10 protein-coding genes are annotated in these 12,642 nt (G+C 71.0%); 7 read left to right on the forward strand and 3 right to left on the reverse strand.

Going from position 1 to position 12,642, the window contains the following annotated elements; genetic code table 11:
- The first annotated feature begins 32 nt into the window (after positions 1-32).
- A complete protein-coding gene (locus DEJ19_RS07525; protein WP_111233537.1) occupies positions 33-1,418 on the forward strand; it encodes a class II 3-deoxy-7-phosphoheptulonate synthase in 1,386 nt (461 codons plus the stop codon).
- A gap of 155 nt (positions 1,419-1,573) precedes the next feature.
- Here the strand turns inward: DEJ19_RS07525 and pknB are convergent, their stop codons facing one another.
- The gene (gene pknB / locus DEJ19_RS07530; RefSeq protein ID WP_111233538.1) at positions 1,574-3,649 is read right to left on the reverse strand and encodes a Stk1 family PASTA domain-containing Ser/Thr kinase; all 2,076 of its coding nucleotides are present in this window, start codon (positions 3,647-3,649) and stop codon (positions 1,574-1,576) included.
- An 82-nt stretch (positions 3,650-3,731) separates the two neighbouring features.
- A complete protein-coding gene (locus DEJ19_RS07535) occupies positions 3,732-4,997 on the reverse strand; it encodes a LysM peptidoglycan-binding domain-containing protein (protein ID WP_258377421.1) in 1,266 nt (421 codons plus the stop codon).
- Between the two features lie 172 nt (positions 4,998-5,169).
- On the opposite strand from DEJ19_RS07535, the gene DEJ19_RS07540 reads away from it, so the two are divergent.
- The gene (locus tag DEJ19_RS07540; RefSeq protein WP_171907813.1) at positions 5,170-5,526 is read left to right on the forward strand and encodes an Rv2175c family DNA-binding protein; all 357 of its coding nucleotides are present in this window, start codon (positions 5,170-5,172) and stop codon (positions 5,524-5,526) included.
- Positions 5,527-5,597: 71 nt separating this feature from the next.
- Here DEJ19_RS07540 and DEJ19_RS07545 read toward each other — a convergent pair whose 3' ends face one another.
- Entirely contained in the window at positions 5,598-6,716 is a 1,119-nt protein-coding gene (locus DEJ19_RS07545) for a polyprenyl synthetase family protein (RefSeq protein ID WP_111233501.1), read from the reverse strand.
- 96 nt (positions 6,717-6,812) lie between these two features.
- Here DEJ19_RS07545 and DEJ19_RS07550 point away from each other — a divergent pair, with 96 nt between their 5' ends.
- From DEJ19_RS07550 to DEJ19_RS07570, 5 genes are all read left to right on the forward strand, one after another.
- Positions 6,813-7,208 carry an SCO2097 family morphological protein gene (locus DEJ19_RS07550; protein ID WP_110864614.1) on the forward strand — a complete coding sequence of 132 codons (396 nt, stop codon included), beginning with the start codon at positions 6,813-6,815 and terminating at the stop codon, positions 7,206-7,208.
- A gap of 1,396 nt (positions 7,209-8,604) precedes the next feature.
- The gene (gene mraZ, locus DEJ19_RS07555; RefSeq protein WP_111100995.1) at positions 8,605-9,036 is read left to right on the forward strand and encodes a division/cell wall cluster transcriptional repressor MraZ; all 432 of its coding nucleotides are present in this window, start codon (positions 8,605-8,607) and stop codon (positions 9,034-9,036) included.
- A 106-nt stretch (positions 9,037-9,142) separates the two neighbouring features.
- Positions 9,143-10,108: a 16S rRNA (cytosine(1402)-N(4))-methyltransferase RsmH gene (gene rsmH, locus DEJ19_RS07560; protein ID WP_071405412.1), complete on the forward strand. Its 966-nt coding sequence runs from the start codon at positions 9,143-9,145 to the stop codon at positions 10,106-10,108.
- A gap of 1 nt (position 10,109) precedes the next feature.
- A complete protein-coding gene (ftsL, locus tag DEJ19_RS07565) occupies positions 10,110-10,823 on the forward strand; it encodes a cell division protein FtsL (protein WP_111233502.1) in 714 nt (237 codons plus the stop codon).
- Between the two features lie 49 nt (positions 10,824-10,872).
- Positions 10,873-12,642, forward strand: a complete 1,770-nt coding sequence (locus DEJ19_RS07570) for a peptidoglycan D,D-transpeptidase FtsI family protein (protein WP_111233503.1) — start codon at positions 10,873-10,875, stop codon at positions 12,640-12,642.

The raw sequence follows: 12,642 nt of genomic DNA on the forward strand, positions 1-12,642 counted from the left end.
GGCCGCCCGCACAGAACACCGAGGTAACGCCCTTGCCCGAGTCGACCGACTTCGTCGCCCTGCAGGATCCGGACGTCATCGAGGGGCTCGACTATTGGCGGACGCTCCCGATCAAGCAGCAGCCGACCTGGCCGGACGCCGCCGCGGCCGAGGCCGCCTCGGCCGAGATCGCCACGCTCCCGCCGCTCGTGTTCGCGGGCGAGGTCGACAAGCTGCGTGAGCGGCTCGCCGCCGCCGCCCAGGGCAAGGCGTTCCTGCTGCAGGGCGGTGACTGCGCCGAGACCTTCGCCGGTGCCACCGCCGACTCCATCCGCGACCGGGTCAAGACGATCCTGCAGATGGCCGTCGTGCTGACCTACGGTGCCTCGATGCCCGTGATCAAGATGGGGCGCATGGCCGGGCAGTTCGCCAAGCCCCGCTCGAGCGACTTCGAGACCCGCGGCGACGTCACGCTGCCCGCCTACCGCGGCGACATCGTGAACGGCTACGACTTCACGCCGGAGAGCCGGACGGCCGAACCGCGCCGCCTGGTGCAGGGGTACCACACCGCTGCTTCCACGCTGAACCTCGTCCGGGCCTTCACCCAGGGGGGCTTCGCCGACCTGCGCCAGGTGCACTCCTGGAACAAGGGCTTCGCCTCGAACCCCGCGAACGCCCGCTACGAGCACCTCGCCAAGGAGATCGACCGCGCGATCCGCTTCATGGACGCCTGCGGTGCCGACTTCGAGGCGCTCAAGCACGTCGAGTTCTACGCCTCGCACGAGGGGCTGCTGATGGACTACGAGCGCCCGATGACCCGCATCGACTCGCGCTCCGGCCTGGCGTACGACACGTCCGGGCACTTCATCTGGATCGGTGAGCGCACGCGCGACATCGACGGCGCCCACGTGGACTTCCTGTCGCGGGTGCGCAACCCGATCGGTGTGAAGCTCGGCCCGACGACGAGCGTCGACGACATGAAGGCGCTCGTCGACAAGCTCGACCCGAACCGTGAGCCGGGTCGCCTGACCTTCATCACGCGGATGGGCGCCGGCAAGATCCGCGACGAGCTGCCCAAGCTGCTCGAGGCGATCAAGGGCATGGACGCCAACCCGCTGTGGGTCACCGACCCGATGCACGGCAACGGCCTGACCACGCCGACGGGCTACAAGACCCGCCGGTTCGACGACGTCGTGGACGAGGTCCTCGGCTTCTTCGAGGCCCACCGCCAGGTCGGCACGTACCCGGGTGGCATGCACGTCGAGCTCACCGGTGACGACGTCACCGAGTGCCTCGGCGGCTCGGAGCACATCGACGAGGCCACCCTCGCCACCCGCTACGAGTCGCTGTGCGACCCGCGCCTGAACCACATGCAGTCCCTCGAGCTCGCCTTCCTGGTGGCCGAGGAACTCGGCGCGCACCAGCCCGACCGCTCGTAACGCCGGAACCGTCTCGCCGAAGCGACAGAACCCCGCGGCATGTTCGCGGGGTTCTGTCGCTTTCGCGTGTCGGACGGGAGGCCCGTGACGGCGCCGCCACGGGCCTCCCGTCCGTCCTGGGGTCGCGTCCAGGGCCGAGGGTGCGGTGTCCGCACCTACTGGTCGTAGGACAGGGTGATCGTGTCGCCGCGGTAGACGGTGGCGCCGGCGCCCGGGTCGGTGCCGGTGACGGGCAGCTTCGACTTCCAGTCGTAGAAGCCGCAGAGGATGTTCGTGCAGTCGGGCACGGACACCTTGAGGCCGAGGTCCTCGAGGGTCTTCGTCGCCTCGTTGATCGTGGGCCGCTCCGCTCCGAGGTCCGGCACGGTGATCGGCGTCGGCCCCTTCGACACGACGACGTCCACCGCCGACCCGCGCACGGCGGGGGAGTCCTGCACGGCGGCGGAGACGATCTGGCCCGAGGGCACGGTGTCGCTGTACTCCTCGGTGCGGGCGCCGAGGATCAGGCCGACCTCGTCGAGTGCGGCGGAGGCCTCGTCGACCGTCTTGCCGACCACGTCGGGAACCGGCCCGAGCGAGACGGTCAGGGTGACCGGCCCGGTCTCGCCGTAGGCCTGCACCGTCGTGAGGTCGAGGGCCTTGCCGCCGGACGCCCGACCGGTCGCCGCGACCACGGTGTCCTTCGGGGCATCGGCGGAGAACTCGTACCGGTCGTCCTGCAGCTCGAAGTCGTCGTCGAGCGCGGCCGTCACGGTGGAGAGCGGCTGGCCGACGATCGCCGGCAGCGGGATCATCCGGGGGCCGTTCGACACGACGATCTGCACCGCCGTGCCCTTCTGCACCTCGCGCTCCGCGGCCGGCTTCGTCGTGGAGACCTGCCCCTTCGCGACGACGGCGTCGAACCGTGTCCCGGTCTTCGACGCCGCCTGCAGGCCCTGTGCTTCGAGCAGCTGCCGGGCCTGCGAGACCGACTTGCCCGTGACTTCCGGGATCCGCACGTTGCCACCCGGCCCCGGGCCGAAGTACCAGCCGAAGCCGGCTCCGATCAGCGCGAGCACGACGACCACGGACAGCAGGATCCAGCCGCGCTTCCGACGCTTCGCCGACTGGTCGGCGAGCCGCTGTCCGGCGGGGGAGAGCACGCCCGGCTGGGCCCCGGTGCGACGGGGACCCGGAGCGTTGCCGCGGGCACGGGCGGGCGCTCGACCGCGGTCGCCGGTGTCCCGGTCGCCGGACCGGTCGATGATGGCGGCCTCGTCCGCACCTGCGACTCCTGCAGCCCTGACCGAGGCGGCGGCCGCTGCGGCGCCGAGCGTGCCGGCACCACCGGAGGGCAGGATCGCGGTCCCGTTCTCGGGGCGGAGCACGGCCGTGCGGTACTGGCCGGTCGCACGCTGCTGGTTGCCCGACATGTGGTCGAGCATCTCGCGGGCGTCGCGGGGGCGGTCCTCGGGGTCGCGTGCGGTCGACCAGGCGACCAGCTCGTCGAGCTCGGGCGGCACCCCGGACACGGCGGCACTCGGTGCCGGCACGGAGTCGTTGGCGTGCTGGTAGGCGATCTGCATCGGCTGCTCGCCCTTGTAGGGCTGCTCGCCGGTGAGCATCTCGTAGAGCATGATGCCGAGCGCGTAGATGTCGCTGCGCGAGTCGGCGGCGCCGCGCGTCACGAGCTCGGGGGACAGGTAGGCGATCGTGCCGAGCAGTGCCGCGCCGGTCGCCGTGTTCGCGGTCGTGGCGCGGGCCAGGCCGAAGTCGCCGAGCTTGATGCGGCCGTCGTCGGCGAGCAGGACGTTCTCGGGCTTCAGGTCGCGGTGCACGATCCCGGCGCGGTGGGCCGAGGCGAGGCCGGCCAGCACGGCGCGCAGGATGTCCGTCGCCTGCTCGGGCGTCAGGGCGTGGTGCTCCTGCAGCAGGTCCCGCAGCGTGATGCCGGCGATGTACTCCATGACGATGTAGGCGATCTCGCCCTCGGCGCCCTGGTCGTAGACGCCCACCAGGTTCGGGTGCGACAGCCGGGCGGCCGAACGGGCCTCCTGGATGAAGCGCTCACGGAACGCCTGGTCGTCGGCCAGGTGCCCGTGCATGATCTTGATCGCGACGCGTCGCTCGAGGCGCACGTCGGTCGCGAGGTAGACGGTCGCCATGCCCCCGCGCGCGATGCGGGAGCGGACGCGGTACCGCTGATCGATCATGCGACCGATCATCGGGTCCGTGGCGGCGTTGGTGGTCATCGGCGGCATTCTACGAATCGAGACCGCACTCGGACGCACCGGCGCACCGGCCGTGACCCAATCTCGATCTTCCGGATGAGGCTCAGAGGGTCGCCAGCCAGCCCTCGGCGGCGCTCGCCCAGGTGGCGTAGGCCTTCGGGTAGGCGGAGAGCTGCACGGCCTGGGCCGCGTCGGTGATGCTCATCGAGGACCAGCCGGGCACGTCGAGCAGCCCGCGGGTCTTGCCGGCGTTCGGGTTGTTCCGCCCGCCGAAGAACAGCGCGGTGGCGTGCGCCGGGTCCTGCAGCTTCGCCGCGCTGCCCCAGCCCTGGCTCGGCCGCTGCTGGAACAGGCCGACCGAGTCGCGGTCGCCGTGCGGCAGGTTCCGGAGGCTCGACTCCTGCATCGCGGCGGCGAGGGCCACGACGATGCCGCGGTCCGGGACGCCGAGCGATCGACCGACGGCGACGATGGTGGCCGCGTTCTGGCGCTGCTCGGCGCTCAGGCCTACGGCACCGCTCACCGCGGCGCTGGCAGCGACCGCGGCGGTGGCGTTCGACGACGGGATGACGAGCGTCTTGCCGGCGTAGATCGTGCTCGTGTACGACAGGCCGTTCGCCGACAGGAGCGACTTGACCGAGACGTGGTGCGCGGCGGCGATCGAGGCCACGGTGTCACCGGCGCTGATCTGCACGCTCGACTTGGTCGACGGGGCCGAGGCGGTCGACACCGACGGTGTCGACGACGAACCGTGCGGCACCCGCAGCGTCTGCCCGGGGTAGATGACGCTGCGCTGCGACAGCTGGTTCGCGCTGAGGAGCGCCGTGGTCGACACGCCGACGCGGGACGCGATGCCGGAGGCGGTGTCGCCCTGCTTCACGTGGTAGCTCGAGGTGTCCGAGCCGGAGCCGCCGGTCGACCCGGAGCTCCGCACCGCCGCGGTGGTGACGGCGGGGGTCGATGCCAGGTGGAGGGTCTGCCCGGGGTGGATGATCGTGTTCCAGCCGAGGCCGTTGCGCACGAGGATCTCCTGCGCCGACAGGCCGAAGCGGGCGGCGATGCCCGAGACCGTGTCGCCGTGGTGGACGGTGTATGTGGTGGGGGCCTTCGTGGTCGCGGCGACGGTCCGCACGACGGTCTGCGGCGGCCGGGCGACGGCGGTGCCGAACACCGGGCGGTCGGTCACGGCGCGGTCCTGGTCGACGTGGCGCTTGTGGTTCGCGTCGGCGTCGTCGTGCCGGGGCTCGGCGTGCGCGACCGGGCCGGTGAGGCCTGCGGTCACGGCGATGGTGCCCGCGAGGACGATGGGCATGGTGGCGAACCGGGCGGATCGTGCGCGCCGGGCGACTTCGTCTGCAGCGTGGTCCACGGGTTTCTCCTGATCTCGACTGAGCCGTGCGCACGCATGCGCGCACTCACAGGTGCCACAACGCTGGCATGGCCTGATTCCCAAGTCAACCAGAGAGTCAGATGGGGTGGATGTGACGAATGTGACGAACGAGGCGCATTCACTCCGGCGGTCACTCTGGCACCATGGGCGTGTGAGTGCCGCACCCGTCGACGACCTGTCCCTCTCCGAACGCTGGCTGACCGTCCCCGAGCTGGTGGACATGTTCAGCACCAGTCCCGGACGGATCCACCGACTCTTCGAGCAGAAGACCCTGCTCGCAGCCCGCGTCGGCGGTGTGCTGCGCGTGCCCGTCGAGTTCCTCGAGGACGGCGAGCCCATGCCCGAACTCCGCGGCACGCTGATCGTGCTCGGCGACAACGGCTTCACCGACGACGAGGCGGTGCGCTGGATGCTCACCGTCGACGACGCGATGGGCACCACGCCGATCGCGGCGCTGCGCGCCGGTCGCAAGGCCGAGGTGCGTCGCATCGCCCAGTCGCTGCTCTAGACGCGTTCCGGACATACCGGAGGCCCGGTGCCAGCTGGCACCGGGCCTCCCGTCTGTCCTGCGGGGTGCGTCTAGGACGACCGGCGGCTGACCGTGTCGGCCAGCGACGCGAGCTGCTCGCGTGCCGACGGTGTCAGCGGCGAGGCGTCCAGTGCCGCCTTGGCGCGCTGGACGTGCCGCTCGATCGACCGCTCCACAGCGGCGACGGCACCGGACTCGGTGAGGGTCGCACGGAGCATCTGCACCTGCTCCTCGTCGAGGTCGGGGTCGCCGAGGAGCTCGTCCAGGAGCTGCCGCGGGCCGCTCGCCAGCGTCTTGCGCGCCGAGGCGATGAGGACGGTGCGCTTGCCCTCGCGCAGGTCGTCGCCGGCCGGCTTGCCGGTGACCCCGGGGTCACCGAAGACCCCGAGCATGTCGTCGCGGAGCTGGTACGCCACGCCGAGGGGGAGTCCGAAGGCGCGGAGGCCCTCGAGCTGGGAGTCGCTCGCGCCGGCGACCAGGGCGCCGATGACCAGCGGGGCCTCGATCGAGTACTTCGCCGACTTGAAGACGATGACGCGCTGGGCGCGGAGCAGGTGCTCGGACTCGTCGATGACGGGCCAGGCGGTCTCCTCGTGCACGTCGAGGTACTGCCCCGCCGTGACGTCGAGGCGCATGGCGTGGAACTCCTGGCGGACGATGCGGGCCCGCACCGGGTCGAGGAGCGCGAGACCCTCGTCGAACACCGAGTCGCTCAGCGAGAGCAGCAGGTCGCCGAGGAGCAGCGCGGAGTTGGTGCCGTACTGCCCGCGGTCGCCGACGAAGCCGGACTCCTCGTGCAGGGACTCGAAGCGGCGGTGCGCGGCCGGACGCCCACGACGGGTGTCCGAGCGGTCCATGATGTCGTCGTGCACCAGAGCTGCGGCGTGGAAGACCTCGAGCGCTGCGGCGACCGTGACGACGGCCTCGGCGGTGGTCTGCCGGGACCCTTCGGCCAGCGGGTCGAACGAGCCCGAACGGCCCGCCACCGACTGCCATCCCCAGTAGCAGAACAGCGCCCGGAAGCGCTTGCCGCCGGACAACAGGTCTCGGGCGTACCGGTCGAACGGCGCGAGGTCGGGGCTGATCGCGAGGAGCCGTTCACGCTGCTCGTCGAGTGCCCGGTCGATACGCGCCGATACGAGGTCCACTAATCGCGTACTCTCAGCCACGATCCCTACCCTAGTGGAGTGGTCGAGGCATAGAATCGGTCCACTCAACCCGCGTTTTTCAACCCCGCGTCGATCCCAGGAACAGAGGGAACCAAGATGCCGCTCTCGGAACAGGAGCAGCGCCTTCTCGAAGAGATGGAGCGCAGCCTCTACCAGAACGATTCCGATTTCGTGGCTCGTGTCACACGTCGACAGGGTCGTCCGACGTACACAGCCATCACGCTCGGTGTCCTCGGCGCACTCGCCGGGGTCGCCATCGTCATCGTCGGCCTGGTGATCAAGGCGCCGCTGCTGGGCATCCTCGGTTTCGTCGTGATGCTCGCTGGTGTCCTGTTCGCGCTGCGCCCGGGCATGCGTGCCCCGAAGGCGAAGCCCGCTCGGCCGGGCAAGCCCGCGTCCGGTGGGTCGGCGCGTCCGTCCGCCGGTGGTGGCGGGTCCTTCATGGACCGGATGAACGAGCGCTGGGACAAGCGCAACGACCAGAGTCAGTAGCTGACGGGGGTCGCCAGGGCTCCCTCCACAGTCCTCCACGGGGTCGGCCTTCGGGTCGGCCCCGTTTCGTGTTCCCGGTGGCCTGTGGGTCGGGCGGGCCGGGGTCGTGCCGGCGCGAGTGGTCACGACATGCCGCGTGCTGGCCGCCGAGGGTGCAGGAACTGTCGGCTGGGGCCCGCGCGAGCGACAGTTCGTGACCACTCGGCGTCGCTGCGGCGGGACGTCGTGACCATGCGCTGACCGGGGGCCGGGCGTGGTGGAGCCGACCGTGCGCCCGCGTGAGCGCCGCGGCGGAGGTGGGACGGGCCTCCAGGCGGGGGAGGCCGGGCCGGACCGCCGCCGGTGCGTGCGCGAGTGGTCACGACGTGCCGCGCGGTGGACGCCGAGGGTGCAGGAACCGTCGGCTGGGGCCCGCGCGAGCGACAGTTCGTGACCACTCGGCGTCGTGGCGGAGGTACGTCGTGACCACGCGCTGACCGGCGGCCGGGCGTGGTGGAGCCGACCGTGCGCCCGCGTGAGCTCCGCGGCGGTGGTGGGACGGGCCTCCAGGCGGGGGAGGCCGGGGTGGACCGCCGCCGGTGCGTGCGCGAGTGGTCACGACATGCCGCGCGGTGGATGCCGAGGGTGCAGGAACTGTCGGCTGGGGGCCGCGCGAGCGACAGTTCGTGACCACTCGGTGTCGCGGCGGCGGTGCGTTGTGACCACGCGCTCCCCGGCGGCCGGGCGTGGTGGAGCCGCCCGTGCGCCCGCGTGAGCGCCGCGGCCGAGGTGGGACGGGCCTCCAGGCCGGGGAGGCCGGGGTGGATCGCCGCCGGTGCGTGCGCGAGTGGTCACGACATGCCGCGTGCTGGCCGCCGAGGTCGCACGAACTGTCGGCTGGGGGCTGCGCGAGCGACAGTTCGTGACCACTCGGCGTCGTGGCGGCGGCACGTCGTGACCATGCGCTGACCGGCGGCCGGGCGTAGTGGAGCCGACCGTGCCGCCCGCGTGAGCGCCGCGGCGGAGGTGGCACGGGCCTCCAGGCCGGGGTGGACCGCCGCGGGCGCGTGCGCGAGTGGTCACGACATGCCGCGTGCTGGCCGCCGAGGTCGCACGAACTGTCGGATGGGGGCTGCGCGAGCGACGGTTCGCGCCCACTCGGCGTCGTGAGCCCGCGGCGCGCCCCGAGGCGCTCCACCGGCTGCGAAAGTCCTCCACTTTCCTCCACGCCTGCTCCGGCCCTCGCGAACCGCATGGATCCGGGCATCCACGGTCATCCCCGCGGGGTGCATTCCGGCCTCGATGCCCCCAGTAGGGGTGTCGCGGGCGGAAAAGGGAGCGGATTCCTGGTCGGGGGGAGGGGAGTGGAGTAAAGTGGGGCTCGCAACGGTCCGGTGGAGCGGAGGGGAGGCCCGACGTGCTGCTCGGTACTCATGCCCCGAAGCTCGACGAGAAGGGTCGCGTGATCCTCCCCGCCAAGTTCCGGGACGAACTGTCCGGCGGGCTCGTGATGACCCGCGGCCAGGAACGCTGCGTCGTGGTCTTCAGCGCCCGGACGTTCGATGAACTCCACGAGCGCATCCGGACCGCCCCGATGACGTCGAAGCGCACCAGGGACTACATGCGTCTGTTCCTCTCGGGGGCCAGCGCCGAACAGCCCGACAAGCAGAACCGCGTGACGATCCCGCAGAACCTCCGCGAGTACGCGGGGCTCGAGCGGGACCTCACGGTCATCGGCAGCGGTGACCGTGCCGAGATCTGGTCCACCCCCGCGTGGGAGGCCTACTACGCCGAAGCCGAAGAGGCATTCGCCGACAACGACGAGGAGGTGATCCCGGGGATCTTCTGATCCGCGGATCGGGACTCCCAGCCGTGAAGCCCTGACGCCACTTCCCCGGTGTCAGGTCGCATGGATGGGGATCCGGACCCACGGCCCAGGAGACGAGGGGCTGCACATGGCCGACAACGACAACGAGACGCCACGCTTCCCGCACACGCCGGTGATGCTCCAGCGCATCGTCGACCTCTTCACGCCGACGCTCGAGGGCCCGGGCAAGGTCGTCGTCGACGCCACGCTCGGCATGGGCGGTCACTCCGAGGGCCTGCTCGAGCGGTTCCCGGAGCTGACGCTCATCGGGCTCGACCGCGACACCGACGCACTCGGCATCGCGGGGGAGCGCCTGGCCCGCTTCGGCGACCGTGTCCGGCTCGTGCACACCGTGTACGACGGCATCGTCGACGCGATCGAGGGCGAGGGCTTCACGAAGGTCGACGGCGTGCTGTTCGACCTCGGCGTGAGCTCGCTGCAGCTCGACCGGGCCGAGCGCGGGTTCGCGTACAGCCAGGACGCACCGCTCGACATGCGGATGGACCGGACCGAGGGGCAGACCGCCGCCGACGTCCTGGCCACCTACGACGAGGGCGAACTCCGCCGCATCTTCCAGCGCTACGGCGAGGAGAAGCTCGCCGGCCGCTACGCCCGAGCGATCGTCGAGCGGCGGGCGACGAAGCCGTTCGAGATGTCCGGCGACCTGGTCCAGGTGCTGCACGACGCGACCCCGGTCGCCATCCAGCGTCAGGGGCACCCGGCCAAGCGCGTCTTCCAGGCACTCCGCATCGAGGTCAACGCCGAACTCAGCGTGCTCGAGCGGGCGATCCCGGCGGCGCTCGACGCCATCGCGGTCGGCGGCCGGATCGTCGTCGAGTCGTACCAGTCCCTCGAGGACCGCATCGTCAAGCGGGCCCTGGTGGAGCGCACGAAGTCGAGCGCCCCCGCCGGCCTGCCGGTGGAGCTGCCCGAGCACGCCCCGACCTTCTCCCTGATCGTCAAGGGCGCCGAGCTGGCCGACGAGGCCGAACGCGCCGCCAACCCCCGAGCAACCCCCGTGCGCCTGCGCGCGGCCGAGCGGATCCGGAACTGACATGAGCACGAACCTCGCACTCGTCGACCCTGCGGTCGTCCCGTCGCGGGCCCCGCGCCCCGACCGTCAGCACCGCCCCGAGCTGGTCGAGGTCACCCCGACCGCGGCCCAGCGCCGGGCACGCCCCCGCATCGGGTACGCCGTGGTGGCCGTCGCCGCGCTCGGGATCCTGCTGCTGGCCCAGCTCGGCATCAGCATGGTGCTCAGCCAGGGCGCCTACACGCTCAACTCGCTGTCGGCCGAGCAGACGAACCTGTCCCGCACGCAGCAGTCGCTGTCCGAGCAGCTCCGGGTCCTCGACTCGCCGCAGAACCTGGCCCGCAACGCCCAGTCGCTCGGCATGATCGCCAACTCGACGCCGGTGTACCTCGACCCGAAGACCGGTCGGGTGTACGGCACGCCGACGCCGGCGAAGCCCGACGAGGCCACGGCGTCCACCGAGAACCAGGTGCCGAACTCGCTGCTGAACGACGTCCCGCTGGCCACGAAGCCGGGGGACACCTCCACCAGCAAGGAGACGGGCACGACGAGCACGACGGACACGTCGGGCACGTCGAGCACGAAGGAGTCGTCGGGCACCACGGGCGCAACGGGATCGACCGACAGCACCGCCACGTCTGAGAAGACGAGCGGCGCCAGCGCGTCGGACCAGGGGACGGCGAAGTCGTCCGTAGAGTCCGACGCGAACCCGCTCCAGGCGCCCTCCACCCGGTGACCGGCGGGTCCGCCGCACCCTCAGCACCGCCCGGGAAGGACCGCACCGCGTGACGAAGACGATCCGCAACCGACGCCTGCGCTACAGCATCGTGATGCTCGCCGTGATCGCCCTCGTCGGGGTGTTCGTGGTGCGGCTCGTCGACATCCAGGTCGTCCAGGCGTCCGAGCTGAACAAGGCGTCGGCCCAGAAGCGCAGCATCCCCGTGACGATCTACGGCACCCGGGGGTCGATCGTGGACCGCAACGGCACCGAACTCGCCGACAGCGTCACCCGGTACAACATCACGACCTCGCCGCGTCTGGTCAAGCAGTTCACGGGCAAGCTCGGCGGCACCCGCATCAAGAACGTCAGCGTCGGCACCGCCCTCAGCGCGTTGGCGAAGGCCTCCGGGGGCGACGTCGCGACCATGCGGAAGAACATCGCCGCGAACCCGAAGTCCGACTTCGCGTACCTGGTCAAGGGCCTCGACGTGCAGCACTACGAGGCCGTGCGGGCACTCGGCATCCCCTGGCTGTACCCGGAGCCGCAGGCGGCGCGGGTGTACCCGACGGGTGCGACCACGGGCAACCTGACCGGCTTCATGGGCACCGACGGTGCCCAGGCCGGCCTGGAGTACTCCTACAACCAGTGCCTGGCGGGCACCAACGGGTCCGAGACCTACGAGCGCGGCGAGGACGGCGTGCAGCTCCCGGGCAGCACCGTGACCACGAAGAAGGCCAAGGACGGCGGCACGCTCGAGACCACGATCGACAGCGACCTGCAGTACATGGCGCAGCAGACCATCGCGTCCGCCGCCAAGACCCTGCAGGCGGAGTCCGCTACGGCGACGGTCACGAGCGTCAAGACGGGTGAGCTGCTCGCGGTCGCCGACTACCCGACGGTGGACCCGAACGACGTCGACGCCACGACCGACAAGGGCGCCTTCGGTTCCCGTGCCCTGACGGCGTCGTACGAGCCGGGCTCCACGATCAAGGCCGCCATCGCCGCCGCGCTGCTCGACCAGGGCAAGTCGAACCCCACCGACCAGGCGGTCGTGCCCTACTCGCGCACGTTCCCCTGGGGCGGCACGATCCACGACTCGGAGTTCCACCCCACCGAGAACCTCACGCTCACCGGCATCCTGCAGAACTCGTCGAACGTCGGCATCACCGAGCTCGGCGCACGGCTGACCGCCCAGCAGCGCTTCGACTACATGAAGAAGTTCGGGCTGTTCGAGCCGGAGACGGCCATCGACTACCCGGGCCAGCCCTCGATGGACTACGGCACGAGTCCGAACTGGGACCAGCAGACGAACATCAACTCGATGTTCGGTCAGGGCATCTCGACGACGGCCGTGCAGGTCGCGAGCGTGTTCCAGACGATCGCGAACGACGGTGTCCGGATCCCGCTGCACTTCGTCAAGGGCTGCACCACGGCCGACGGCAAGACGATCGACGCGCCCGACGTGCAGAAGCAGCGGGTCGTCTCCGCAGCCGCCGCCACGCAGGTCACCGGCATGCTGCAGAGCGTCGTCACGGGTGGCACGCTGGTGGGCATGAAGCCGATCTCCGGCTACAACATCGCCGCGAAGACCGGCACCGCCGAGGTGGCCGAGGGGTCGCAGGGCTACGGCGGTCAGCGCATCACGTCGGTGGCCGGAATGGCACCCGCCGAAGACCCCCAGTATGTTGTCACGGTGACGTTCACGAAGCCGCAGACCAACAAGTGGTCCAGCGGAGCGGCTCCGGCGTTCCGCACACTCATGTCCCAGGTGCTCGAGAAGTACCGAGTAGCCCCCTCCGCGTCCGAGGCGAAGCTCTACCCGTCCACGTGGTGA

The sequence above is a fragment of the Curtobacterium sp. MCSS17_016 genome, assembly GCF_003234255.2.
Classification (GTDB): Bacteria; Actinomycetota; Actinomycetes; order Actinomycetales; family Microbacteriaceae; genus Curtobacterium; species Curtobacterium flaccumfaciens.

Bases quoted from the DNA above. Each gene is read 5' to 3' on its own strand.
- pknB (WP_111233538.1), bottom strand. From the start codon at position 3,649: ATGACCACCAACGCCGCCACGGACCCGATGATCGGTCGCATGATCGAT.
- DEJ19_RS07550 (WP_110864614.1), top strand. From the start codon at position 6,813: ATGCCGCTCTCGGAACAGGAGCAGCGCCTTCTCGAAGAGATGGAGCGC.
- rsmH (WP_071405412.1), top strand. From the start codon at position 9,143: ATGGCCGACAACGACAACGAGACGCCACGCTTCCCGCACACGCCGGTG.
- ftsL (WP_111233502.1), top strand. From the start codon at position 10,110: ATGAGCACGAACCTCGCACTCGTCGACCCTGCGGTCGTCCCGTCGCGG.